A 24,645-nucleotide genomic window follows, 5' to 3' on the forward strand; every position below is an offset into this window, starting at 1 on the left:
ACCACGATTGTGAAAAAAGCAAGGAAACTCGGAAGAGTTTTGATTCTTCGATCCAGTTTTGAGTGAGCAATACTTACTCAATTGAATAGTGTGGTGGCGATAGCGAGAAGGATACACCTGTAACCATGCCGAACACAGAAGTTAAGCTTCTTAGCGCCGATTGTAGTGAAGGGTTTCCCTTTGTGAGAGTAGGACGTCGCCACGCAAGTTAACCTTATATCAAATATTTGATATAAGGTTTTTTTTGTGTTTAAAAGTAACGGGATCAGCGATGAGTCTGCCAAAAACATGTTGCAAAAAATTTAGGTGACTTAAAATAACTTTTTTTGCGAAAAAATGATACACTGTTTATGAAGAGTTTTTAGGAGGGATAGTATGACTGAGGAGCTTAAAAAAGAACAGGATCCAGTAGACAATGAACGTAACGAAACGTCGTCGGCAGTTCCATTTACAGAAATCAAAGAAGTCGCTTCAAAAAATATTGGTCAGATGCTTCAAGACCTGCAAGCGTTCGAAACAGCGATTGAAAAGGAAGACATTCCGGAGATTTATCGAATCTACAATGGCCGCCTGCACAAAGAATTGAAAGAAACATCCAATCAAAATCATGAAATCGATGAGTTGCTGGCGCGGAAAATCCATGACAGTTTTGTCGCTACTTTTCCATTCATGATACATGCCGATCGAATTTCACCTACGGTTCATTATTATAAAATAGGTGAATACTACCATGAACGTCCGACAATTGGCATTGATGCCAGTGTTCCAGAAATCTTTGTGATTCCTGCTATTGATGATGAGTGGCGTAAATTTCAACGCGGCAATCGTGATATGCTGACAGCCATTGAACAACAGATGGATAATTTAGACGCCAAAGCCATTGCGGCTCAATCCGAGATTCAAAAACTGCAAGAGGAGATCGATCGCATTAAGCGTAGTGAAAACGAGTTGTCAGAATCAAAAGGATTTTTTAATCGCGGAAAAATCGATGAGGAATTAGAAGCATTAGTCCAAGAACGAAAAAAAGTAGAAGCGAAACAAAAAGAATGGTCTCGCTATTCCCAAAACGAACAAGACGTGCTTCTTGAAAAAGAACGATTAATGCAGCAATATCACGCCTTGCGCTTAAAAAAGGCAATCGTCGAAAAAGAATTTCGTCAAATCGATCACTATTTTGGTTCGTTGCAAGAGATGAACGAACGATTGCAAGCTTTCTTAATGAGCTATCTAGGAGAGGAGTCGATCGCAGATGAATAATGAGGAAGAAAAAACGCCCCTAATGAAAGAACAAACAGAAGATGGGATTCGCGAAACAGCTACGTCAAAGAGCGAACTGGAAATAATGGAAACAAATGAGTTGGCAACCGCCGCTGATGAACTAAAAACAGTTGAAATAGAATCGGATGAGCTTGAAGCAACGGCAATTGATCAGGAAGACTTGTACCAACAATCTGCTGAAGAAGGCCATAGCGAAAGGCTAATCATTGACTCTACAGAGTCTGCAGAGCTTGAAATACCTGAAGAACCTGGAGAACCTTATGATGAATACTATGAAACGAAAGAAAGCGATCATCAAAGAATTGAAAGCTTGATTGAACAAGCAGAAAATGAATTAGCAGATTTGCGCTTACGCAAAGCCATTATGGAAGCTGATTTTAATGAATTATGTCATCACTACCAAACATTGATCATTGGCAACCAGGATATTTCAATTATCGCTAAAAAGACGTTACTGGAATACTATGCTTATGAATTCTTGAAACCCTTGCGATCGATTGGATTGATGCCAACCGACAACTACGATGTTTGGAAAACAAAGCACTTCTTGGTAAAGTTTCAATTGAATGAAGAAAAAGCAATGGATTTATATTTTAAATTGAATCCGATCAATTCTCAATATGAATCACAGTACTTGCCGCTACTCACGATTTATTCTGACACACGAGAAGTGCGGGTCAACGACCATCAAATCTTATATCTATTGCGGCAATGGTATACAGATAAAATATTTACGGTCAATCAATTGTCACTGTTTAATTACGATATCAATTTACTCTTAACTCATTTTCGCGCATCTTCATTTATGGTTTCACCAAGTCTCATTGATAATACGCAAGAACTTGCAGTGGATTTAGAGACTGAGTTTCCGATCACAACAGACATTTTGGACCAAATCTTTATTACTACGATGGAAAATCAAGACTATGATTTTGTCAAAGCAGAGTATGAAGACTATGAGATCTTCTTAGATAAAAAACAACGCTTGACGATTCGGATGGCTGATGATCGGACCCATTTGTTTATTGATTCAGATCGAAGAAAACGTTCCTTGTTAGATTTCTTCACTTCTTACGAATTTTTAGTTCCATTAGTAGTACCTAGTTATTCGCATTAAACAAGCATAAGAGCTAAAATAATCATTAAGGTTATTTTAGCTTTTTTTAGGAGAGGAGAATGATGTAATGTTGAATCGTGCGATCGGATTTTATGAGGGAATGCCTTTAGATAACAGCAATGTTTTTCAAACGAAAGATTTGGACATGCCTTCAATAGGAGCAAATGATCTATTGATAAAAGTTGAAGCCGTATCGGTCAATCCCATTGATGCGAAGCGTCGCCAAACGACGACCAAATCTGGTCATTTCGTGATCCAAGGATATGATGCTTGCGGAATCATTGAAAAAGTTGGCGATCAGGTCACAGAATTTCAAGTGGGCGACCCGGTGATGTACAGTGGAACAACACAGCGAGACGGGGCGAACCAGAAATATCAAGCGGTGGATGCACGCTTAGTAGCGAAAGTCTCTTTAGAAAATTTAGCGGAATGGGCAGCTTTGCCTTTAACAAGTATCACTGCCTGGGAACTTCTATTTGAGAAATTTGGGTTGATTCCTAAAGAAAAAGCCAATCAAGGAAAACTATTGATCATTAATGCAAGTGGTGGAGTGGGATCGATTGCCGCCCAACTGGCACATTGGTCCGGGCTTGAAGTATATGGCACTGCCAGCCCCACAAATCATGAATGGCTAGATAAAAATGGGGTAGCGCACCCACTCGATTACCATTACCCGCTACAAGATCAGGTTGAAACCACCTTTGACTATATTGCTGTCTTTTATGACATTTCCGATTACATCGATCAATTTGCTCAATTGATCCGCCCATTTGGTAAAATCGGAATGATCGTTAATACGCGCGGTCCATTAGATCTTAACCCATTTAAAAATATCGGAGTGGACTTTTACTGGGAATATATGTTTGCAAAAACCGATTATCAAGTGGATTTGGCTAGTCAAGGAGCGATCTTAAAAAAAATTGTTGATCTAGTCAATGAACAAAAAATCCATTCTACGATCACCACCTGTTTTGAAACAGGCCTGACGATCGAAAATTTGATTGAAGCAACCGCATTAGTAGAAAAAGGCAGTCCAGGGAAGGTAGTCATCTCCGGAGGATTCCATGAGTGAGGAACAAGAATTTTGGGATGATTTTGCGGCAGAATATGCAGAGATCCAGCAAGAATCACAATTAACGATTGCTGAGGATCTAGCAACATTTTTAAAGACAAACGGAATTTTGCCAATAAGCTCTTTTGTTGATTTAGCTGCGGGAAGTGGCCGCTATATTCCAGCGATTTTACCTGATACGGAGCGTTATCTGGCCATTGATTTTTCAGTGGAAATGTTGAAGGCAGCTAGACGTTATGTAAAAGATCCTCAACAAAAAGTAGACTTTCGACTGCAAACACAAGCAGAGTTTCTTGCTGATAAGACCACCTATCCCTTGATATTTACTGCAATGAATCCAGCGTTGACCGAGAAAGGTCAGCTGATTTCTCTGGTAGAAAAAAGTCGTCGCTTATTGATTTTGCGGATCGTTCGGACCAAAGAAAATATCTTTCAACCACTGGAACAGAACGATCACAAAGATGAAAAGCTACTTTCTGTCTATAAGAAATGGCTTCTGGAAGAACAAATCAGTTTTTCTACTCATCTTTTTTCTTATGCTTATGAAGAAATCATTGATCGGGAATTTTTTTACCGCTATTTTCAACAGGATATTCCGCAGTCAGAATTGCTGCAGCTAAGCCGTTCCCTTTTTGGAGAAAAGAAAAAAGCAATTAGTAAGACGGAGATCGATTATGAGCTCCTAATCGTTTGAAGGCAAGCAGTTGTCCTGTATATTCAGGGACAGCTGCTTGCCTACTAGTGCCTATTAGCCTATCCCTAAATAGAGATAGCCGATTGAACCGATTATGAATAAGTAAAGAATATTCACCATATAGAACTTGTGTTGGAATCTTTTTTGTTCTTGAGGGAGAGCTTGCTTGATCAATTTGTAACCAATCAAATTCGCTAGCGAAGCAATCAATGTGCCCAAGCCACCCACATTTACCCCCAACAAAACAGCTTTCTTGTAGGTTGTAAAAGGAGCAATCAGAATCGCTGCTGGGACATTGGAAATCACCTGAGAAAGGGTGATGCTGCCTAAAAAGGCTTGTTGTTCTTTTTGGAAGAAGGGTTGGATCATTTCAATCAACTTGTCTTGTTCGTTGATATTTCCGATAATCACAAAGAAACAAGCGAATGTGACTAAGAGACGGTAATCCACTGAACGAAAGAGCTCTTTTTGAAAAAAATAGACCACGAATGCTACGATCGATGCCGAGAGGACGAAAGGAACGACATGAAAGATTCCCAAAATCATCAGTGCCATTAAACCAAGATAAAGTACCGTGTATTTTTTCTCAAAAAAATGCGTGGTTTTTTTGATGATGAGAGGGGATGCTGGCAATAATTGAATGGATCCTACTAACAGAGTTAATGATAGGACAACCATCATACCTGTCGTTTGCAAAAAAGTAGTCAAAGGTAAATTATAAAAAGAAAACAAGAAGAGATTTTGCGGATTCCCAAAGGGAAATAAACTGCTGCCTAAATTAGCGGCTACAATCAGGTAAACTGCGCCGAGAAGAACGCTTTTTTGTTCCTGAATGCCTTTGGTGATCAGAAGATACATAGGTAGTAAAGTCAGGATCGCCACATCGTTCGTTAGTACCATCGAGCTGAAAAAACTTAATAAAACAATCGTTCGAATCAGTGCTCGGAGAGAATGACTCTTAGAGAGCAAACGTTGACCAATGAAATTCAACAAACCGGCTTTTTCAAGCCCATTAATAGTCAGCATGAGACCAAACAAGGTCAAAATCACTTGAAAATCAATAAAGTGGACATCAAAACGTCCAAATGAACTCGCAACAAGCGCCAAAAAGAAAGAAATCGTAAATAATAAATCGCTTTGGAAAAAGAAGAATATTTTTTTTAACATGCGTGCTCCTTTCTTTCAAATTTTACCATGGACTCTTTTAGAGAAGCAAAGAAATATTCTTGGTTTTGACATATACTGTGAAATCCTATCGCTCAATATGGTTGACAAACGAAGCGTTTATTGGGAAATTAGAACTAGACTGAAAAAGGAGCAGAATCGATGAATTTGATGCAACTATTAGAAAAAAATCAGCAAGTCCATTTTCAGATACTGACCATCTTCTTTCAGCATGGTTCAGAAATTTCCTATAAAACTCTTGCAAATAAGTTATCCATTTCTTCACCGACGCTCCAAAAGGAGATTCAGCATTTGAGTGACAATCTTTCTGTTTTCCATGCAGAGGCATTGTTAGAAACAAAAGAGAATGATCGTTTGCATTTAACATTACCGCTTGATTTTTCTATTCAGCATTTTTTTTATGCGTATTTATCAGAAGCGGTGGATTTTCAAATTATTGAATATCTCTTTTTCCATCGCGAAGGATCGACAACGAAACTCATGTTGGATTTGACGCTTAGCGAGGCCTCGCTTTTTCGTCATTTCAAATCGATCAATCACTTGTTGGAGGAATTTAGTCTTCAATTGAAAAATAAGAAACTGATCGGCGATGAGTGCCAAATCCGCTTTTTCTTTTATTCGTTTTTTTCGCAGAGTTATCCGTTAGCAAAAATCAATGAAACCTTTAAGAGTCCAGCTATTCGAAACTTGATTCGGGTGATTGAACAGCAACTTGGCTTATCAATTGATCCACGGAATAATTGGAAATTGGTCTTATGGTTTGGTTTGATGGAAGCCCGTTTCGATTTTAGGAGTTCCCAGCAACATGAGTCATCGAAAGGCCTCTTAAAACAAGTAGAAAATGATCCCACTTTTCAAGTGCTACGAAATATTTTAGGACGTTATCTCAGCCGTTTTGCCATTTCGTGGAGTGACTACGAAGCTGTTTACCTCTATTTGTTTTTGATGATGGAAGGATTAGTAGTCATGGATCACCAGCAGGACACTGATTCGGAATTTATGCTTGATTTAGCCGCTGAGAGTCAAGTATTGATGAAAACTTTTGCGGATGAATCTCTTGATATACAAGTTCATTATCCAGAAATCAGTCGTTTTTTAGCAATCATCATTCTTAGAGCACGCTACTTGAAGGGCGCGTTGACTTCATTTGCCGATTTTCCTCCGCATTTTTTGCGGGGAACCATCACGGAAGTAGCGAATCAAGCAGTTGAAACATTGGCACAAGCCACTGGGCCTTTTTCTGAGGAGAAACAGAGAAAGCTCATCCATGATTTGTCGTTTGTTATTGAATGGTTGCAAGAGAAACAACAAAAAGAGCTGAAAATCGGTGTTCTGCTGTCTCAAAATCAATTACGTACGGATGTTTTGCGGCGGTTTTTGGCCAAACAGCTTTCTGGGTATCCTTACATGCAGGTGGAAACTGCACAAGCAACCGATTATGATCTGCTGATTGTGGATCAACCGCAGATTGCCGAAAACTATCACTACAAAAAGCTCCTGGTCTTGACAGGTGTGATCGATCGTTTTGAAGAGCAACGGCTGCATCAAGTGATTGATGAAATTCGAAGGGAAAATCTTGAAAGTGAGTTGGAGAAGTTATGAGGATTGTCATTATTGGAGGCTCTCATGCTGGTATAGCAGCAGCCCGCCATTTAAAACAGATGGATGATAAAATTGAAGTGATCATCATTGAAAAATCCAATGTATTGGGCTATATCGCTAGCAGTTTGAACTTAGTATTAGAGGGATATATTGAGCGTCTAGAAGATTCCCGTACTGCTACTGCCAGTGAATTACTGTCAGAAGGGATCAATGTGATGCTCAATAGCCGCGTCGTAAAGATTGCAGCGGCAGAAAAAAACGTTTCTTTTGAAACATCAACGGCTAGTTGTGTCGAAAAAGACACGATCTCATATGATTATTTGATTTTAGCTATGGGGTCTAGTAATTTTCGGAATGCTTTTACGGAAGAAGTCAAAGAGCACATTACCACGTACAAAACGATTGCCCAGTCTCGAGCAGCTCTAAGCAAAGTACAGGAAGCCAAGAAAGTGGCCATTGTGGGTGCCGGTCTGATAGGTTTTGAATTAGCGGAATCACTAAGTGGACAGGATAAAGAGGTCTTCTTGATTGATCGGATGGATACTTTGCTTTTCCGCTACTTCGACCAAGAGATTTCTCAGATTTTGATCGAACGTTTTCCAGAAAATTTACAAATCTATCTGAACAGCAGCGTGGTCGCAGCAAAACAAACTACGAACGGAGAGCTGGCGGGAATTGAACTTGCCAATGGGACTTTTTTGCCAGCGGATATCGTTGTCTATGCAGTCAATCCAAGACCGAATGTTGACCTGGTCGCTGACTTTCTGAAGTTGAACCCAGATGGGACGATCGACACCAATGAATTCTTGCAAACTTCCGATCCAAGCATTTATGCTGTTGGCGACTTAGTCTCGATCCCATTCAATCATTCAGACAGTTCACTCTATGTACCGCTGGTGACCAATGCGTATAGAACCGGTATCGTCGCGGCAACAAATATTTTGTCTGCAAAAAAAATCCCTTTTCCCAAAATGCAGCGCACAGTGGTCAGCAAGCTCTTTGGATATTTTGTGAGCAGCTCTGGAATCAATGAAACGGAAGCACCTTATTATGGCTTTGACGTCGATTCTGTCACACGTACGTTCCATGCACGTACGTTTTTCGAAGTAGAAAATAATTTTGAAGTGACATTGAAACTGGTATTTGACAAGGAAACACGAGTAATCATGGGAGGGCAGATCATTACAAGCGATCGCGGCAGTTTGGAGATCATCAATACGGTCTCTACGTTGATCACATCTTACATGACTCTTGATCAATTGGCTACGATGGATTACTTTTTCAATCCAACGATATCTTTTCCGCTGCACTTTTTGAATCAATTGGCCATCGAAGGTCTCTTGAAATCTCATGTGAATTAAATGTGTTATATATTAAAAGTTTTTTTATTCGATAAACCTACGTTAAGAGTAGGTTTATCTTTTTTTTTTGCAAAAAGCCTTGTCATTAAAAGCGGAATCGCTTAAACTAACTAGAGAGAATGAGAATCGTTCTCATTAGAAAGGGTTAGTATATGAGAAAAATGAGTCTGGCCATTTTGCTTCTCTTGTTGATCACTGGGTCTTTATTTGTGGGCGCACATGACATGTCTCTAGCTGGTTTAATGGCAGGAGAAGAGAGTCATTGGATGATATTGCTGAAAGTACGCGTTCCTCGTACGATTAGTCTCTTGCTTGCAGGGGCTGTCATGAGCTTATGTGGAAAAATCATTCAGCATCTGATGCAAAATAAATTTGTTGCAGCAGACGTGATCGGTTTGACTGACAGTGCCCGCCTAGGGATCTTGATCGTCATGTTATGGCTGCCCAATGCATCTGGACTCCTGCGAACAACCGCTGCTTTCTTATTTTCTTATGCGGGGGTTTTGCTATTTTTATGGCTAAGTCGCTTGATCCCTAAGAAAGATCCGATGGTTTTGCCTTTAACGGGTGTGATGTTCGGGAATGTGATTGGCGCAGTCAGTTCCTTTCTTGCGTACCGCTTTCAACTTGTGCAAAATGTTTCTTCCTGGTTACAGGGGAACTTTGCTACCGTGATCGAGGGCAATTATGAATTGATTTATCTGACACTACCAGTTTTTGCTCTTTTGTATTTCCTTGCTTATGAAATAACGATTGCCGGGTTAGGAGAGACAGCTGCAAAAAATCTTGGCATCAACTACCACGTTTTACGCTTGCTCGTATTTGCACTGGTTGCTTTTGCCAGTAGTGTGGTCTTGCTTTTAGTAGGCAGTGTTCCATTCCTTGGTGTGATCATCCCTAATATCGTTGCTTTATTTGCAGGAGACCATGTTCGAAACAACCTTTTTCTGATCAGTTTTTCCGGCAGTGCCTTTTTGCTCTTGTGTGATTTGCTAGCAAGGATTTTAATAGCCCCATATGAATTGCCGGTCAGCGTTGTAGCAGGAACGATTGGCGGTATTAGCTTTCTAGTCTTATTGATGAGGAGAAAAATGGTATGAGAATTATCCGGCGTTATATGTTCTTGTTCATACTCATCGGGATAGCTGTTGGCGCATACCTTACCTACAATACATATGGCAATTGGTCCTTCGCACTGCAATTACGGGGAAAGCGAATAGTAGCCTTTGGCTTAGTAGCAATAGCTGTCTCGTTTAGCACGATCACTTTACAAACACTGACACAAAATCGGTATCTGACTCCCGGTATCTTAGGATTGGATCAATTATATGTGCTGATCCAGACGATACTATTTTTCTTCTTAGGAGGAATCCGCATGTTGAGTCAGGAAACACCTTTCGTTTTTTTGTTTTCGATTTTAGCTACCGGGACATTAAGCAGTGTCATCATTCAGACCTTTTATAAAAAAGCCAATAATCAATTGTTTCTATTACTGATGGCGGGAATGATCAGCGGTACTATGTTCACTAGTATCAGTTCATTTCTTCAAGTCATCATGGATCCCAATGAATATGATTTGTTGCAAGGGCGTCTATTTGCAAGTTTTAGCAATGTCAATAGTCAGCATTTATTACTGGCTGCTGGAATTATTTTAATTGGGCTGATTGGATTATCGCTATTGATTCCAGAATTGAATGTTATGGTCTTGGGTGTTCGAAATGCAAAAAGTTTAGGCCTATCGGTTTCAATGATCCAGAAGAGTTGTCTTTTCTTGCTGTCTTTATTATCGGGGACTGCTACTGCTTTAGTAGGACCATCCGTCTTTTTAGGATTTGTCGTGGCAACGATTGCCTATCAGTTATTTCCAACATATAAACATGGCACATTGTTTGTGGGATCAGCACTTTTAGGGTTTTTATTACTAGTCGGCGGCCAATTTTTTGTTGAGCAAGTCTTTCAATGGAACACAACGATCAATACAGTGATTCAATTTTTAGGCGGAATCTTCTTTTTAGGAAAACTAGTCAAAGAAAGGAAAGGACAATGATTGAAACAAAAGGAATCGAAAAGAGTTATCAAGACAAGCGCGTGTTGACTGATTTGTCCTTGCAGTTGCCGGAAAATCAATTGATTGCCTTTATTGGTCCAAATGGTGCCGGAAAAAGTACATTGCTTTCGATTATCAGCCGCATGTTGGAGCAGACTACTGGAGAAGTTTATTTCAAAGAAAAGGAGATTCGACAATGGCGTTCGAAAGAATTAGCTAAGAATCTCGCTTTTTTGCAACAGAGTAACGGTTTTACGGTTGATATGACCGTAGAAGAACTGGTGTCTTTTGGTCGGTTTCCCTATAATCGGGGACGATCAACGCCAGAAGATGAACAAATCATTTCAGAATCATTAACACTTTTATCTTTAGAATCATTTCGGCAACGCTCGATCCATGCATTATCTGGTGGGCAGCTTCAACGGGTCTATTTGGCGATGATTCTTGCTCAAGATACCGAGTATATCCTTTTGGATGAACCGCTGAATAATTTGGATTTGAAACATGCCAATCAGTTGATGCACTTATTGGAGAAATTAGTCAAAGATCATGGGAAAACCGTATTGATCGTATTGCATGACATCAACTTTGCTGCCAGATATGCAGACCATATCGTAGCGATGAAAGAAGGAAGTTTGTTCAAAACAGGCACAGTTGCAGAAGTGATCCAAGAGCCTGTTTTAAACGAACTTTATGACTTAGAAGTTAAGATAGTCGAAGTGGATGGACAGCGCTTTTGTTATTATTTTAATTAAGAGACCATAGGAGGAGTATATGAAAAAAATAGTATTTAGTTTGGCTGTATTGGTAATGATCACGGGGTTAGCAGGATGCGGCTCTCAAGAAAAAGGAGAGTCAACAAGTGCCTCAACGGCTGCAGCGGCGCCTGCCGAAATCGAAGTGACAGATAGTAATGGCAAAGTGACTGTGCCATTTTCACCCAAAAAAGTCGTTGTTTTCGATAACAGTGCACTTGATACAATGGATGCTTTAGGCGTAGGAGATCGTGTTGTAGGAGCTGCTACGAGCAATATGCCTGACTATTTAAAGAGTTATGCTGCGGTTGATTCTGCAGGTGGTATCAAAGAACCTGACTTAGAAAAAATCAATCAGATCCAACCTGATTTGATCATTATCTCTGGCCGCCAAAGAGACTTTCAAAAAGATCTGGAAGCAATTGCACCAACGATTTTTCTAAGTGTAGACAACGAAAACACTTGGTCATCGATCGATAACAACATTCAAACTATTGCCCAAATCTTCGGAAAAGAAGAGGAAGCCAAGAAACAGTTGACTGCTCTGCAAACAAGAATCGCGAATCTTTCTGAAACTGCAGAAGCCAGCAAGGAAAAAGCATTAGTTGTCATGATGAATGAAGGTAGTCTTTCTGCCTTTGGTTTGGGATCAAGATATAGCATTGTTTATGATACATTTGGGTTTACGCCAGTCGATGATACATTAGAAGCATCGACTCATGGGCAGAATATTTCTTATGAATATTTACTGGAAAAAAATCCCGATATTATTTTTGTTATTGATCGTACAAAAGCAATCGGTGGGGATACAAGCCAGAGTACGTTGACTGAAAATGAATTGGTTCAGCAAACAACTGCTGGAAAAAACGGGAAAGTGATCGAATTAAATCCGCAAGTTTGGTATTTAGCAGGATCTGGGATCGAATCATTGGACATTATGTTGTCTGATGTTGAACCGGCTGTTGCAAAAGATTAAAGGCTTGTTATCGGATAAGGATGGCTTAAATGAGAAACAGTTGCGAATGTTGGATGTTCGCAACTGTTTTTGTATTGAAAACAATTTATTCAATTTAAACCAAATTTAGTTTTTTTCAGGTATGCTAGGTTCAAAGGGAAGGAGCGGATTCCGAAATGCACAAATATTTGCTGGCGGCTGCCTTAGGTTTAGTACTGTTAATAGGGGGATTGTTTCTTCGGGTAAACCTGATCCCGATCGCAGACTTTGAGCTATTGACTTTGGCAGAAAAAATTACATTACAAACAGAGGTGGGGCTCGCGCCAAAGTGGGGGACAGTCTTAATGGGCAGCGGATTAGCTATTTTGTTGCTGGTTTTCATTTCCTATTATTGGCCCTCCAAACCGGGGCACAAAAACTATTTGGTCGGTGCGGGTTTACTTGCGCTTTGGATAATCTGCGTAAAGATGATTTTTTTCCCACCTCAAAAGGAATGGGTCGAAGGGACGGTCATGAAAGTCTATGAGGATGGGTATGCATGTTTTCAGACGAAGAAAAACGCGGAATCACGTTATTCATCAGATTTTGGTCTGTATTATTTCGAAAGCAGCGACAGTTGGCAGCTTCGAGAAGGACAGCAGATCAAAGTTTTAACAGAAGGTGGGAGTTTCATAAAATTTGATGAAGTGTTTTTACCGGTAATTGATGTTCAACCGTTAGCGGGTGTTTCTCGGTCTCAAGACTGATTTAAAAAAAGAATCACAGATTTACTTTACCTGTCGTAGTAATTGATTTATAATTATTACGACAGGTAAAGTAATTTTAAGGAGGGGATCGAGTGATATCCAGCGATGGAATTCGGGGATACAATGATGCAATCATCTTATCGATTCTTTCCAAAGATGATTCCTATGGATACGACATTTCAAAACAGATACGTGAAAAAACAGATTCGCTCTATATCATTAAGGAAACAACATTGTATTCTGCATTCACACGTTTGGAAAAACAGGGATTGATCCGTTCGTATCCTGGAGAAGTGACTCATGGAAAGAAACGCACCTATTATCAAATCAGTGAGGCAGGAAGAGAATTTTTAGAAGTAAAAAAACAAGAGTGGCAGCAAACAAAAATTGTTGTTGAGCGCTTTTTACAAGGAGGAGCAAAATGAAAACCATCCGGGATTATTTAGATAGTTTGTTTTTGAATGTACCCACCACGCCAGAAACAAAGAAAGCCAAAGAGGATTTGGCTGCGATCATGGAAGACCATTACCATGAATTGATTGAACAAGGAAAAAGCGAGCATGAAGCAATCGGGGCTGTGATCAGTGAATTTGGATCAATTGATGAGTTGCTTCAAGAACTGCAAGTAGCGCAGTCAGAAGATACTGCAGAAGAAGCCTGGTTAGATGCTATTACAATCGATGAAGCCTTTGATTTTTGGGGGAAGATTCGCCGTTTTGCCTTCTCACTTTCTTTAGGTATTGCGTTATGTATCGCTTCTCTTGGAATATTTCTCTTTTTTGCCAATGAAATCAATAGTGGCTTAGGACTATTAGTCATGTTCATGTTTGTTGCATTGGGCGTGGGCTTTATTATTACCTCCGGCTTGAACTATTCTGCATCAAAACGAAAATTAAACGATCGTCCATTTGATCAAGAAGTAAAACAAGAGGCGCGGAAGCAATTGGAAGATTATGAAAAGAGTTTTCGATTTGGTCTGGTGCTAGGGATTTCTGCATGTATTCTGTCGGTGACGCCCTTTTTCTTGATGGAAGCTATTCTTTACATTCCCAGTGGTTTAGCTTTAGGACTGTTTTTTGCGGCAGTTGCATTAGGAGTATTCTTTATCGTCTATGTCAGTATCATCCGCACAGGATTTGCCAAAATGGCCGATGGCGTTTACTTTATTTCTAATGAAGATGAACCCGGACCACGGGCAGCGCAACACATTTATGGAGAATCCGCAGGAAAAGTTCGCTTTTTTAATACGGTCTATTGGCCAGTGATCCTTGTGGTTTACTTCCTCTGGTCATTTTCAACAGGAAGCTGGGCCTATTCATGGGTAATCTTCATCTTGGGTGGGGTTTTTCAAGATTTCTTTTTGCCTCATCAGAAAAATAAGCGCTAAGGAATTTCTTGAAATAGTTTTTGATAAACATCTGAAAGATCCGAGGTTCTGCTAGAGCAGAAGAGGAGTCCTTCAGGTGTTTTTCTTATCGGTTTGGACAAATAAAAACTTTTCACTTTGATGAATTTGACAAAGTGAAAAGTGACTTAAAGTTATTGAGAAAATATCATTGTAAATGAGAATGAATAACCTTGAGGATATAATTGTTAGAAAAGTGAATCTATTTATTTTCCCAGAAATCATTTTAAAATGAAAGTGAAACGCTCATTTATGAGGAGAAATTCATTTTGTTTAAAAAAATGCAAAGAGACTATTGCAATTCCACTGGCTTTAGACTAATAATTAAGAGAGATTATTCTCAAATAATAATTCTAATTGGAGGAATCGCTATGTCATTAATTGGAAAAGAAATTGAATCATTTGAAGCACAAGCTTATCACAACGGAAAATTTATCGACGTTTCATCTGAAGATTTCAAAGGAAAATGGAATGTGGTTTGCTTTTACCCAGCAGATTTTTCATTTGTATGTCCAACGGAATTAGAAGATCTACAAGGTCAATATGCAGCATTGAAAGAACTAGGAACTGAAGTTTATTCTGTTTCGACAGATACTCACTATACCCACAAAGCATGGCATGATCACTCTGATGCAATCAGCAAGATCGAATACATTATGGTTGCTGACCCTTCTCACACGATCTCTCGTATTTTTGATGTACTGGATGAAGAAAGTGGCCTTTCACAACGAGGTACTTTTATTATCGATCCTGATGGCGTTGTTCAAACGGTTGAAATCAATGCGGATGGAATTGGACGCGATGCTAGTGGATTGATCGACAAAATTCGTGCTGCCCAATACGTGCGGACACATCCAGGTGAAGTTTGCCCAGCTAAATGGAAAGAAGGAGAAGACACCTTAACACCAAGTCTTGATCTGGTTGGAAAAATATAGGAGGTTGACATGGCTTTAGATAATGGAATTAAGGAACAACTGAAACAGTATCTGGCAATGCTGGAATCTGAAATTGTTTTCGCAGCTAGTCTTGGTACAGATGACGCCTCACAAAAGGTTCGTGATTTCTTAGAAGAAATCGCAGAAATGTCCGAACGTATTACGATCGAAGAAGTAACTGCAGATCGGACACCCAGCTTTACAATTATGCAACCAGGTATCGACAGTGGCATTGCTTTTGCAGGTCTTCCACTCGGGCATGAATTTACTTCATTTATTTTAGCTTTATTGCAAGTTAGTGGCCGGGCGCCAAAGGTCGAACAAGCGATTCAAGACCGTATCAAACAAATCTCTCAGCCTTTGCATTTTGAGACATATGTTAGTCTGACGTGCCATAATTGTCCGGATGTCGTACAGGCGTTGAATATCATGGCTGTCTTGAATCCGAATATCAGTCATACGATGATCGAAGGTGGTATGTTCAAAGCGGAAGTAGATGCCAAAAAAATTATGGCCGTACCAACCGTCTTTTTGAACGGGGAAGAATTCGCTAGCGGTCGTCAGACGATCGAACAATTACTTGAACAAGCTGCTGGTCCGACTAGCAAAGACTCGTTTGTAGATAAAGACCTGTTTGACGTGTTGGTCGTAGGGGGCGGTCCAGCGGGGGCAAGTGCTGCTGTCTACGCTGCCCGTAAAGGGATCAATACAGGCATGGTGGTGGAAACTTTCGGTGGTCAAGTGATGGAAACATTAGGAATCGAAAACATGATCGGTACACCTTACACAGAAGGACCAAAATTAATGCGTCAAGTGGAAGAACATGTCAATGAGTATAATGTAGATGTCATGAAAGGACAACGTGCCAAAGATATCCGCAAAAATGAATTCGTGGAAGTAGAATTAGAGAATGGTGCTGTTTTGAAAACAAAGACAGCGATCCTTGCCACTGGTGCACGGTGGCGGAACATTAACGTTCCGGGAGAGCAAGAGTTTAAAAATAAAGGGGTCGCTTATTGCCCTCACTGCGATGGTCCGTTGTTTGCTGGTAAAGAAGTGGCAGTTATTGGTGGCGGTAATTCTGGTATTGAAGCAGCGATTGATTTGGCAGGTATGGCAAAACATGTCTATGTATTGGAATTCTTGCCGGAATTAAAAGCAGACCTTGTTTTACAAAAACGACTAGCAACATTGGAAAACGTGACGGTCATCACCAATGCTGCTACCAAGGAAATTGCGGGTTCCGATCATGTGGAGCAGCTGACTTATGTGGATCGGCAGACAAATCGTGAAGCCACTTTAGCTGTGGAAGGCGTCTTTATTTTGATTGGCTTGATGCCGAATACAGAATGGCTGAAAGATCGAGTGGCTTTGAATGAACGCAATGAAATCATTGTCGACAAACATGGAACTACAGATCTTGCTGGAGTTTTTGCTGCCGGAGATTGTACAGACAGTGCCTACAAGCAAATTATTATTTCGATGGGTTCAGGAGCAACAGCAGCGTTAGGCGCATTTGATTATTTGATTCGCCAATAATCAAATGCGGACTGATCCTTTAAATAGGTACAAGGAATGACTGCAACGCCGTTTACCAATTTGATTCATTTTTGATCCATGATCATTGCAGCTGATGGCTGAACTTCAGTCAAATAGTTGCCAGTTGATTGGGTCTCGATGGATCGATGGCAAATGGCTGTTGCAGTTTTTTTGTCCTGAAAATAACGAGAAATCTCTAACTAAAAAAGGCAGCGATTCAATGAGCTGTGAGAAAACAGGGGAATTAGTCAATTGCTTAAAGATGTTTAAGAATAATTAAAGAAAAACACAAAATTGCGGAATTCAGTTGTCATCATGAGGAACAAAAGGTAACATTCAGGATGAATAAAAATAACGGATAACCTTGTTAGGTGAGGCTCCTATACAAACATAAGCTATTGCGCAGAAACGTCGAAAGACGCCAATGTGTAAAACAGGAATTGTCGGATTAAGGCTCTTCATAAAATAGCTAAGAAGAAATAAATACTACTAATTTGCTTCTTCTTTACGTTGTATAGTGCCAAAACTCGGACGATGAGATTGCTTGCGAAGTCGAACGTCTTGAGAGAAGTTTGGCTTTTTTTCTTTTCTTGAGTATGTTTCAAAACGTAAATGGATAAAATAAATAACGTCTGAAATCACCTGCTCCAAGGGAAGGAGTGGACGATATGAGTAAAAAGAGAAAGATCGATTGGTTACTTATCACAGCTTATTTGCTGTTGAGTATCATCGGTCTTTTAATGATTTATAGTGCAAGTTCTTACCGGTTGATGACTGCTGGGGGTGCACCGGCCGCGTTGTTCCAGCGACAGCTGATTTTTCTGCTGTTGAGTTGGGGAATGATTCTTTTGATTCAAAAAACCCGCGTCGAAATTTTGTTAAGCAAAAAGTTAGCGGTGGGACTATTGGCCTTTGGCATTGTCATGTTACTGTTGGCCTACCTGCCATTTTTCGGGGTATCAGTTAACGGTGCTCAGCGCTGGATTTCGATTTTTGGCATTCAGTTTCAACCTTCAGAAATAACAAATGTCGGTATGATTCTTTATTTGGCAAACTATTTTAAGGTCAAACGATCTTTCAATGAATTAAAAAAGCCGCTCTTTCTCTTATTTCTATGTTGTGGGCTGGTTCTAATGCAGCCTAAAGTTGCAGGAGTAATGATTTTACTATTTTTGGCTTTTGTTATGATCACGACTGTTCAAGTGCCAGTCAAAGTCACATTCCTGCTATTTACTGCACTGATTTCCAGTTTATTTCTTTTAGGAGGTGCGGTCCTCTTTTTAGGACAACACGGCTGGTTACCACAATTCTTCATGCATGTATACAACCGGATCCAACTTGTTGGAGATCCATTTTCTGACCCATATGGTCAAGGTTTCCAAATGATTCATTCCTATTATGCATTATTCAATGGCGGATTAAGCGGGTTGGGTTTAGGCAATAGCATCACGAAAAAAGGGTTCTTACCCGTTGCGGAGACAGACTTCATTTTTTCGGTATTGGTAGAGGAGCTTGGCCTTTTGGTAGGGATTTTTGTAATTGGATTATTATTTCTAATTGTGTTGCGCCTGTTTATTCGTTCGGCAACAGCTATTGATTCACAAATAGGCTTGATTCTATTAGGAACTGCCACATTGTTGTTATTGCAAACAAGTATCAACATCGCAAGTATCTTAGGGTTAATGCCTATGACAGGGGTTCCTTTACCATTTATTAGTTATGGTGGCTCCAGTTACTTTATTCTTTCGTTTGCTTTTGGTATTTGCCTCAAATTGGAAAGAGGGAGGGAAGCAAATGAAGTACTTCAAACGACATGAAGTGAATTATGCACTGATTCTGCCGGTTTTCTTACTTTTTTTATTGAGTATTGCGGTTCAATATGGTGCCAGTGTGCTGGATGGCATTGATCCGGGACCGGTTGTTGTGCGGCAACTCTTTTTTTGCATCATTGCCGCAATCGCATTGTTTGCGGGCAGTTTACTTTCGACGACTTTTTTATTGCGGTTCTCTGGCATCTTTTATGTTCTTTCTCTAGGATTGATGACATTATTGTACTGGTTTTATGATCCCGTCATGTTTGAGTTGACCCATACAAAACGTTGGATCCGGATCGGCAGTTTCACATTGCAGCCTTCTGAGATTATGAAATTGGCTTTTGTATTGTTTATGGTGTATCTCACACTCTTATATGAAAAAAGACAGATTCAGCGAACAATCAAATCTGACTGTTTCTACATTCTAAAAATAGTGCTTTATAGTTTGCCGACTTTTCTATTGATGTATATGCAACGGGACTTTGGTACTAGTTTGGTTTTCATCGTAATGCTCGGCGCACTATTTGTTATTTCCGGTGTCCATTGGAAACTGTTGACAGCAATTTTTACGGTATTGGCTGTGGTTGGCGGACTGTTATTGCTATTAGTCTTTACTGATTGGGGGAATACGATGTTGTTTCGATTGCATTTTAAACCCTATCAACTGGATCGAGTCAAAGCTTGGGCAGATCCTTTTGCTTATCAAGACTCGATTGCTTACCAACAAGTACAAAGTATGTGGGCAATTGGTTCAGGTGGTCTCCTCGGGGCAAGTGACACGCACATTCCTGTCTACGTTCCTGTGCGTGAATCCGATATGATCTTTACAGTCATCGGAGAATCATTTGGATTTTTAGGCAGTTCATTAGTAATTTTTCTCTATTTTTATTTGATTTATCAGATCATTTTTGCAGCATTGCGGACAAATAATAAAGCCTCGGTCTATCTATCGATCACGTTTGTTTTTGGTTTGGTTTTTCAAATTTTTGAAAATATCGGGGCGGCGATTGGATTACTGCCTTTGACGGGTATTCCACTACCATTTCTGAGTCAAGGTGGGACCTCGCTGATTGCAGTTGGTCTCTCTTTAGGCATTATTTTTGGGCTGGAGAAGGCGTATGCCCCGAAAAAAACTTTCCCAATAAATTAAAGGAGTTTACTAAAATGTTCAATCGAACTCGTCGGATGACGGTCAGTCTTAGCTTTATTGCATTGTTTTTTTTATTGACGATCCTAGTCTTGCATCAGCCACACTGGTTTCAAAGGATAGACCGACTCTTTTGGAATTTGCCTCAGATGCGCACTGCTTTAGGAGACCAAATCATGTTGGCCATCGCTTCGACTGCTACGATCCTACCAATAACTGGTTTATTTCTGCTTTTGGGCATCTATTTATGGAAAAAGCAGCAACGAGTTTGGGCAATCTGGGGAATAGGAAATCTGATTGTAGTGAGTGGTATCGGTCAAGTGATGAAATGGCTGATTCAGCGGCCACGCCCAGTCCTAGAAGCTGGGATGGTTCGCGATTCACACAGCTTTCCCAGTGGCCATACCCTGCTAGCTGTTACACTGGTGACTACCTGTTTGCTTTTCACTCGATTTTTGTTTAAGAAAAAAGGTCTGTTGGCTATCCTCGGCGGCTCTTTCATTCTTTTAGTAATATTTTCCCGCTTTTATTTAGGCGTTCATTACCCAAGCGATACCCTCGCAAGTATCTGTTTAGCAAGTGGGATCACATTGATGACTTATGAATGGACTGAAAGGATTCTTACGAGTAAAAGTAACAATTTATCCGATAAATTCAAGCAAAGGAGAAGACCATGACGAATGGAAAGAAAGTTTGGCTGACGCTTTTGGTTAGTTTAACACTGCTTGTGACCGTTGGAACAGTCTATGCGCTGCGCATCGTTCTTCGTGCAGAACAAACGGTTCAAACCATGCACGCACCGATTAAAGGGCGAGAAGCAACAGTAATTGAAGAGGTAGAACCCCTAAGTCTGCTCCTTTTGGGTATCGCAAATGATTCAAAGCGAAAAACAGACTATCGTGCGAACACGATCATGATCGTGACATTGAATCCAAAAAATAAGCGGACATCCATTACAAGTATTCCTCGTGATGCTTATGTAGAGATTGTTGGTAAAGGTTTCAAAGATAAAATCAATCATGCCCACTCATTTGGGGGCGCCGAAATGATGATCGCTTCGATCGAACAATTTTTACAGATCCCAATTCATCATTATTTCTCGATCAATATGGATGGCATGGCAGATCTTGTAGATGCGATTGGCGGAATCACAGTTTACAACGATTTTGAGTTTACGGCTGAGAAAATTCATTACCCAGAGGGGGAGCTTCAATTAGATGGTTGGGCAGCACTTCAGTATACTCGGATGCGTAAAGATGATCCAGAAGGGGATTATGGCCGGCAGAGACGACAACGACAAGTGACTGAGCTCCTCGCTAAAGAATTGCTGTCTCTGTCAAGTTTGTTCCAGTACCAAGAGCTCATGTCGATCGTTGGAGAAAACGGCCAAACGGATCTCACTTTTCAGCAGATCTCACGATTAATAACGAGTTACCAGACTGCCCTAACAACAGTTGATCTCTATCAAATACAGGGGACAGGCTTTACGGGAGATGGCTTGCAAGGAGAAGCAGGGATTTCTTACCAAGCAATCTCTGATGAGGAACGACAGCTAGCGATCCAGCGATTACATTCTGAATTGGATATGCAAACACATAATGAACCGGCAGAATAGATGATGTTGACAATTCGATCATAGATATACTAAAATAAAGAAAATCGTTCAAAAAAAGAAAGAGGTCTCTTGATGAGTGTCTTAGGTATCTAACCAGCAAATTTAAACAAATAAACAATACTAAGTTTATTTGTTGTGCCTGCAGATACCGATCAAAATCGTTATTGATAAAAACAGGTGATGGGGAACTGTCACCTTTTTTGTACACTTTTTTTGAACGTGGAGGAGAGACGTTTCACGGGCACAAGAAAGGACCTCATATGAATATCCCACAAGAAACTGAATTTGACACAATTAAAACAACTGTTAGTCAACGAATCCTTAGTGATTATGGCAAGCAACGATTTGCCGAACAACAACCGGCCTCTTCTATTCATTCCGCTAGAAAAAGACTAGCGGAGACACAAGAAGCAATGGCCCTCTTAGGTTCTGGGCAACAAGTGCCATTCATGGGCCTGTCTGATATTTTGCATCATACGACAAAAATCGAAAAAGGCTTGATTTTAGAGCCGAGAGAATTAATCGATTATGGAGACTTTTTACGGTCTTTTCGATTGATCCGTCAGATGTTTGAAAAAAACCAGTGGCAGACACCGCGGCTTACTGGCTATGCGCAAGGATTAACGGATTTTTCAGACACCGCACAAACAATTTTTGACAAAATCCGAAATGGCCGGATTGACACCGATGCAAGTCGTGAACTTAGGAAAATCCGGGGACAAATAGCCAAGCATGAAGCAGAATTGAAAAAAGTCTTTTCAAAGTTTTTGCAAGATCCACGACTATTACAAGATGCACGAATCATTCAAAAAAATGATCGCTACACACTACCTGTGCGCTCCGAATTTCAACATCAGATCAAAGGGCAGATTATTGAACGCTCCAATAAACGGGCAACAGTTTTCATTGAACCAGAAGCAGCGATTCGCTTGAACGATCGCTTGATAATGGCCAAAGCAGAGGAGACTGCCGAGGAGTATCAAATTTTAGCTGGATTGACTGGACTGCTTGCAGAAAACTTAACAGAGATTTTTACCTGTCTGGATGTATTGGTTGAATTGGACATCATCTTTGCTCGAGCAAAATACTGTCGTGAAATTCATGGTGTTCCGCTAGAAATCAATGAAGCAGAAGTAATCGACTTACAGGAAGTTCGACACCCATTGTTAGGAGCAGGAGCAGTTCCTCTGTCATTACAACTTGGTTACGATGCTCGCTGTCTGGTGATCACAGGTCCCAATGCCGGTGGGAAGACAGTGGTGTTAAAAACTGTGGCACTGGTTTGTGTGATGGCGCACTATGGTCTCTTTCCTTCACATGCTGGGGGAAGTCAGGTTCCATTTTTGAAAAATCTGTGGATGGATATTGGGGATCAACAAAGTTTAGCGAACGCATTAAGTACCTTTTCGGGACATATGAACAACATTGCCCAAATCGTCAAGCATGCTTCACGGCAAAGCATTGTATTGCTGGATGAGATCGGCAGCGGAACAGAGCCAAATGAAGGAGCTGCTTTAGCGATTGCGATCATGGAAGCCATCTATCATTCAGGTGCGCTTTTGATCGCTACTACCCACTATGGGGAAATCAAACAGTTTGCTATTGATCATCAAGATTTCCATACGGCTGCAATGGCTTTTGATCCAGAAACATTGACACCTAAATATCGGCTGCTTTCTGATGCTGTGGGTACCAGTAATGCCTTTTGGATCGCAGAAAAGATGTCAGTCTCTAAAGAAATCGTTGCTAAAGCACAACGATACTTAGAAACGAAACAGTATCCAACGGAAAAAGCAGTATTTAAAGGCATCCAGAAAGAACGACAGCAAGTATCCGTGGCTACTTTAAAAAAAGGCGATCGCATCTCTTACACAGAGACAAATCAAACGGGCTTGTTTTATGCTTATTTAGAAAGCAATCAAGCACAGATTTTGCTGGATGAATCATTGGTTATCGTTCCCACTAGAAGAGTCAAGCTTCTGATGTCTAGAGAAGAATTATATCCAGCAGGGTATGACTTGGAGAGTCTGTTCCATTCATTTGCAGAACGGAAATTTAACCGAGATATCGACCGCGGATCGAAGAAAGCGCAAAAGAAATTAAGAAAACAAGCACAGGAAAGGCAAGCATTTGCGAAAGGCGACGGTGCGCAACCGTAATTGATCGCAGGAAATAAGCTAGCAAAGATAACTTTCAGTAAAAATCAAGCTATTTTGCAACAATACGCAAGTGTTTCCAATAATGGTAGAAATAGCGCTAGAAATGCAATAAATATATAGGATGCTCACAGCAAAGGTCCGAAAGAGGGGAAAGAGATGATAGAAACAACGCGTTTAATTTTAAGACATTGGCAGAATTCTGATGCCAAAGAGTTGTTTGAGTTGGCAAAAGATCCTGCTATCGGCCCAAGAGCCGGCTGGTCGCCGCATCAATCTGTGGCAGAAAGCGAAACAATTATTACGGATGTTTTTAACACGAATGAAACGACTTATGCTATTTGTCTGAAAGATGGCACGCCGATTGGCAGTATTGGTATTATGCCAATCAGCAAAGAATTTATGCTCCCGCCTGCAGTTGAAGTAGGCTACTGGATCGGGAAAGCTTACTGGGGACAAGGCTATACAGTGGAGGCGTTGACTGCGATCCTTGCTGATCAGTTTGCCAGGGAACCGAAGCTAACGGTTTGGGCAGGCTATTATGATGGTAATGAACAATCTTGGCGCGTCCAACAGAAATGCGGTTTTGTCTATCAGTTAACTCAAACAGTCGAGGTTCCTCTGTTAAATGAACAAAGAAAAGAACACTTTACTAGCCTCACGTATAACCAATGGCTAGCTGTCTCAGAGAACGGCCAAGGAACAGCAATTCAAAAGAAAGAAAACAATTCATCAACGATTCACTATAGCAAACACCTTCCAGAGGACCCACAACAAGTCCTTTCGTTGTATCAAGATGCTGGCTGGTCCTTGTATATTCGCGAACCAGAAGTCTTGTGGGCAGCACTTCAGCAATCCCACGTGATCACTGCTTGGCAGCAAGAGCGCTTAGTTGGTTTGGTGCGAGGAATAACGGATCAGCAAACGATTTTGTATATCCAAGATTTACTCGTATTGAAAGAATTCCAGCGGCAGGGAATCGGGCAAACGTTACTAAAAAAAATAGTAGGAGACTACCCGAAAATTCGTCAAAAAATTTTATTAACTGACGATACGAAAAAAACGCGGGCTTTCTACGAAGCTTGCGGGTTCCAAACAGTGGAGAAAAGTCATGCGGTCGCCTTTTTATATGCCGCTAACAAAGTTAGTGAAGGTCTATCTTCCTAACAAATAATAGGAAAAGAAGTAGGAAAAACTAGTGGCATAAGTCTTAACCAAGAAG

Annotated in this window: 22 protein-coding genes, 2 rRNA genes, 1 pseudogene and 1 riboswitch (1 of these 26 running past the window's edge); of the genes and pseudogenes, 24 read left to right on the plus strand and 1 reads right to left on the minus strand. The window is 40.5% G+C overall.

Going from position 1 to position 24,645, the window contains the following annotated elements:
• The 6 genes from IGJ45_RS07745 to IGJ45_RS07770 all read left to right on the plus strand — a co-directional run.
• Positions 1–5: ribosomal RNA gene (locus IGJ45_RS07745) — 23S ribosomal RNA — on the plus strand (it extends 2,910 nt beyond the left edge of the window).
• A gap of 84 nt (positions 6–89) precedes the next feature.
• Positions 90–205: ribosomal RNA gene (gene rrf / locus IGJ45_RS07750) — 5S ribosomal RNA — on the plus strand.
• Between the two features lie 170 nt (positions 206–375).
• The gene (locus IGJ45_RS07755; protein WP_003126748.1) at positions 376–1,257 is read left to right on the plus strand and encodes a hypothetical protein; all 882 of its coding nucleotides are present in this window, start codon (positions 376–378) and stop codon (positions 1,255–1,257) included.
• On the plus strand, positions 1,250–2,395 hold the full coding sequence (locus tag IGJ45_RS07760) for a hypothetical protein (RefSeq protein WP_244323411.1): 1,146 nt from the start codon (positions 1,250–1,252) through the stop codon (positions 2,393–2,395). Before IGJ45_RS07755 ends, IGJ45_RS07760 begins: the two co-directional genes overlap by 8 nt.
• A 67-nt stretch (positions 2,396–2,462) precedes the next feature.
• Positions 2,463–3,467 carry a zinc-binding alcohol dehydrogenase family protein gene (locus tag IGJ45_RS07765; protein ID WP_003126746.1) on the plus strand — a complete coding sequence of 335 codons (1,005 nt, stop codon included), beginning with the start codon at positions 2,463–2,465 and terminating at the stop codon, positions 3,465–3,467.
• Positions 3,460–4,161 (plus strand): class I SAM-dependent methyltransferase, encoded by a 702-nt coding sequence (locus IGJ45_RS07770; RefSeq protein ID WP_257602875.1) that lies wholly within the window; start codon positions 3,460–3,462, stop codon positions 4,159–4,161. Before IGJ45_RS07765 ends, IGJ45_RS07770 begins: the two co-directional genes overlap by 8 nt.
• A 54-nt stretch (positions 4,162–4,215) precedes the next feature.
• Here IGJ45_RS07770 and IGJ45_RS07775 read toward each other — a convergent pair whose 3' ends face one another.
• Positions 4,216–5,328, minus strand: a complete 1,113-nt coding sequence (locus tag IGJ45_RS07775) for an SLC13 family permease (protein ID WP_060814362.1) — start codon at positions 5,326–5,328, stop codon at positions 4,216–4,218.
• A gap of 159 nt (positions 5,329–5,487) precedes the next feature.
• Between IGJ45_RS07775 and IGJ45_RS07780 the strand changes: the two genes are divergently transcribed.
• From IGJ45_RS07780 to IGJ45_RS07865, 18 genes and pseudogenes are all read left to right on the plus strand, one after another.
• Positions 5,488–6,948, plus strand: a complete 1,461-nt coding sequence (locus tag IGJ45_RS07780) for a helix-turn-helix domain-containing protein (RefSeq protein ID WP_195971393.1) — start codon at positions 5,488–5,490, stop codon at positions 6,946–6,948.
• On the plus strand, positions 6,945–8,309 hold the full coding sequence (locus IGJ45_RS07785; protein WP_003126742.1) for an FAD-dependent oxidoreductase: 1,365 nt from the start codon (positions 6,945–6,947) through the stop codon (positions 8,307–8,309). The genes IGJ45_RS07780 and IGJ45_RS07785 overlap by 4 nt, the downstream gene beginning before the upstream one ends.
• A gap of 152 nt (positions 8,310–8,461) precedes the next feature.
• A complete protein-coding gene (locus tag IGJ45_RS07790) occupies positions 8,462–9,409 on the plus strand; it encodes an ABC transporter permease (RefSeq protein ID WP_060814359.1) in 948 nt (315 codons plus the stop codon).
• Positions 9,406–10,356 carry an iron chelate uptake ABC transporter family permease subunit gene (locus IGJ45_RS07795; protein ID WP_003126739.1) on the plus strand — a complete coding sequence of 317 codons (951 nt, stop codon included), beginning with the start codon at positions 9,406–9,408 and terminating at the stop codon, positions 10,354–10,356. Before IGJ45_RS07790 ends, IGJ45_RS07795 begins: the two co-directional genes overlap by 4 nt.
• On the plus strand, positions 10,353–11,111 hold the full coding sequence (locus IGJ45_RS07800) for an iron ABC transporter ATP-binding protein (RefSeq protein WP_103301090.1): 759 nt from the start codon (positions 10,353–10,355) through the stop codon (positions 11,109–11,111). Before IGJ45_RS07795 ends, IGJ45_RS07800 begins: the two co-directional genes overlap by 4 nt.
• A 19-nt stretch (positions 11,112–11,130) precedes the next feature.
• A complete protein-coding gene (locus IGJ45_RS07805; protein WP_003126737.1) occupies positions 11,131–12,087 on the plus strand; it encodes a siderophore ABC transporter substrate-binding protein in 957 nt (318 codons plus the stop codon).
• Positions 12,088–12,242: 155 nt separating this feature from the next.
• Complete coding sequence (locus IGJ45_RS07810) at positions 12,243–12,812, plus strand: hypothetical protein (RefSeq protein WP_113849741.1); 570 nt, start codon at positions 12,243–12,245, stop codon at positions 12,810–12,812.
• A 92-nt stretch (positions 12,813–12,904) separates the two neighbouring features.
• Entirely contained in the window at positions 12,905–13,237 is a 333-nt protein-coding gene (locus tag IGJ45_RS07815) for a PadR family transcriptional regulator (RefSeq protein ID WP_003126735.1), read from the plus strand.
• The gene (locus IGJ45_RS07820) at positions 13,234–14,199 is read left to right on the plus strand and encodes a permease prefix domain 1-containing protein (RefSeq protein WP_308052803.1); all 966 of its coding nucleotides are present in this window, start codon (positions 13,234–13,236) and stop codon (positions 14,197–14,199) included. The genes IGJ45_RS07815 and IGJ45_RS07820 overlap by 4 nt, the downstream gene beginning before the upstream one ends.
• Positions 14,200–14,588: 389 nt before the next feature.
• Positions 14,589–15,152, plus strand: coding sequence for an alkyl hydroperoxide reductase subunit C (gene ahpC, locus IGJ45_RS07825; protein WP_003126733.1), 564 nt, complete (start codon positions 14,589–14,591; stop codon positions 15,150–15,152).
• A gap of 9 nt (positions 15,153–15,161) precedes the next feature.
• Entirely contained in the window at positions 15,162–16,691 is a 1,530-nt protein-coding gene (ahpF, locus tag IGJ45_RS07830; protein WP_409531445.1) for an alkyl hydroperoxide reductase subunit F, read from the plus strand.
• Between the two features lie 356 nt (positions 16,692–17,047).
• Positions 17,048–17,237, plus strand: a riboswitch (M-box (ykoK) riboswitch).
• Positions 17,238–17,359: 122 nt separating this feature from the next.
• Positions 17,360–18,508 (plus strand): FtsW/RodA/SpoVE family cell cycle protein, encoded by a 1,149-nt coding sequence (locus IGJ45_RS07835; protein WP_103301095.1) that lies wholly within the window; start codon positions 17,360–17,362, stop codon positions 18,506–18,508.
• Positions 18,486–19,655: an FtsW/RodA/SpoVE family cell cycle protein gene (locus IGJ45_RS07840; RefSeq protein WP_208774491.1), complete on the plus strand. Its 1,170-nt coding sequence runs from the start codon at positions 18,486–18,488 to the stop codon at positions 19,653–19,655. Before IGJ45_RS07835 ends, IGJ45_RS07840 begins: the two co-directional genes overlap by 23 nt.
• Positions 19,656–19,669: 14 nt before the next feature.
• Positions 19,670–20,329 carry a phosphatase PAP2 family protein gene (locus IGJ45_RS07845; protein WP_103301097.1) on the plus strand — a complete coding sequence of 220 codons (660 nt, stop codon included), beginning with the start codon at positions 19,670–19,672 and terminating at the stop codon, positions 20,327–20,329.
• A complete protein-coding gene (locus tag IGJ45_RS07850; RefSeq protein WP_096710966.1) occupies positions 20,326–21,267 on the plus strand; it encodes an LCP family glycopolymer transferase in 942 nt (313 codons plus the stop codon). The genes IGJ45_RS07845 and IGJ45_RS07850 overlap by 4 nt, the downstream gene beginning before the upstream one ends.
• A gap of 260 nt (positions 21,268–21,527) precedes the next feature.
• On the plus strand, positions 21,528–23,426 hold the full coding sequence (locus IGJ45_RS07855; protein ID WP_409531444.1) for an endonuclease MutS2: 1,899 nt from the start codon (positions 21,528–21,530) through the stop codon (positions 23,424–23,426).
• A gap of 156 nt (positions 23,427–23,582) precedes the next feature.
• Positions 23,583–24,002 (plus strand): annotated as a pseudogene (locus IGJ45_RS07860) (GNAT family N-acetyltransferase); the annotation flags it as partial.
• A 159-nt stretch (positions 24,003–24,161) separates the two neighbouring features.
• Positions 24,162–24,590 (plus strand): GNAT family N-acetyltransferase, encoded by a 429-nt coding sequence (locus tag IGJ45_RS07865; protein WP_060814369.1) that lies wholly within the window; start codon positions 24,162–24,164, stop codon positions 24,588–24,590.
• Positions 24,591–24,645 lie beyond the last annotated feature (55 nt).

Origin of the sequence: Enterococcus sp. DIV0574 (genome assembly GCF_051711125.1) — a bacterium.
In the GTDB taxonomy this organism is placed as follows: Bacteria; Bacillota; Bacilli; order Lactobacillales; family Enterococcaceae; genus Enterococcus_D; species Enterococcus_D gallinarum.

Coding starts and splice junctions, on each gene's coding strand:
- IGJ45_RS07805 (WP_003126737.1), top strand. CDS start 11,131: ATGAAAAAAATAGTATTTAGTTTGGCTGTATTGGTAATGATCACGGGG.
- IGJ45_RS07765 (WP_003126746.1), top strand. CDS start 2,463: ATGTTGAATCGTGCGATCGGATTTTATGAGGGAATGCCTTTAGATAAC.
- IGJ45_RS07800 (WP_103301090.1), top strand. CDS start 10,353: ATGATTGAAACAAAAGGAATCGAAAAGAGTTATCAAGACAAGCGCGTG.
- IGJ45_RS07785 (WP_003126742.1), top strand. CDS start 6,945: ATGAGGATTGTCATTATTGGAGGCTCTCATGCTGGTATAGCAGCAGCC.
- IGJ45_RS07795 (WP_003126739.1), top strand. CDS start 9,406: ATGAGAATTATCCGGCGTTATATGTTCTTGTTCATACTCATCGGGATA.
- IGJ45_RS07760 (WP_244323411.1), top strand. CDS start 1,250: ATGAATAATGAGGAAGAAAAAACGCCCCTAATGAAAGAACAAACAGAA.
- IGJ45_RS07770 (WP_257602875.1), top strand. CDS start 3,460: ATGAGTGAGGAACAAGAATTTTGGGATGATTTTGCGGCAGAATATGCA.
- ahpC (WP_003126733.1), top strand. CDS start 14,589: ATGTCATTAATTGGAAAAGAAATTGAATCATTTGAAGCACAAGCTTAT.
- IGJ45_RS07810 (WP_113849741.1), top strand. CDS start 12,243: ATGCACAAATATTTGCTGGCGGCTGCCTTAGGTTTAGTACTGTTAATA.
- IGJ45_RS07775 (WP_060814362.1), bottom strand. CDS start 5,328: ATGTTAAAAAAAATATTCTTCTTTTTCCAAAGCGATTTATTATTTACG.
- IGJ45_RS07850 (WP_096710966.1), top strand. CDS start 20,326: ATGACGAATGGAAAGAAAGTTTGGCTGACGCTTTTGGTTAGTTTAACA.
- ahpF (WP_409531445.1), top strand. CDS start 15,162: ATGGCTTTAGATAATGGAATTAAGGAACAACTGAAACAGTATCTGGCA.
- IGJ45_RS07840 (WP_208774491.1), top strand. CDS start 18,486: ATGAAGTACTTCAAACGACATGAAGTGAATTATGCACTGATTCTGCCG.
- IGJ45_RS07855 (WP_409531444.1), top strand. CDS start 21,528: ATGAATATCCCACAAGAAACTGAATTTGACACAATTAAAACAACTGTT.
- IGJ45_RS07845 (WP_103301097.1), top strand. CDS start 19,670: ATGTTCAATCGAACTCGTCGGATGACGGTCAGTCTTAGCTTTATTGCA.
- IGJ45_RS07820 (WP_308052803.1), top strand. CDS start 13,234: ATGAAAACCATCCGGGATTATTTAGATAGTTTGTTTTTGAATGTACCC.
- IGJ45_RS07790 (WP_060814359.1), top strand. CDS start 8,462: ATGAGAAAAATGAGTCTGGCCATTTTGCTTCTCTTGTTGATCACTGGG.
- IGJ45_RS07835 (WP_103301095.1), top strand. CDS start 17,360: ATGAGTAAAAAGAGAAAGATCGATTGGTTACTTATCACAGCTTATTTG.
- IGJ45_RS07780 (WP_195971393.1), top strand. CDS start 5,488: ATGAATTTGATGCAACTATTAGAAAAAAATCAGCAAGTCCATTTTCAG.
- IGJ45_RS07755 (WP_003126748.1), top strand. CDS start 376: ATGACTGAGGAGCTTAAAAAAGAACAGGATCCAGTAGACAATGAACGT.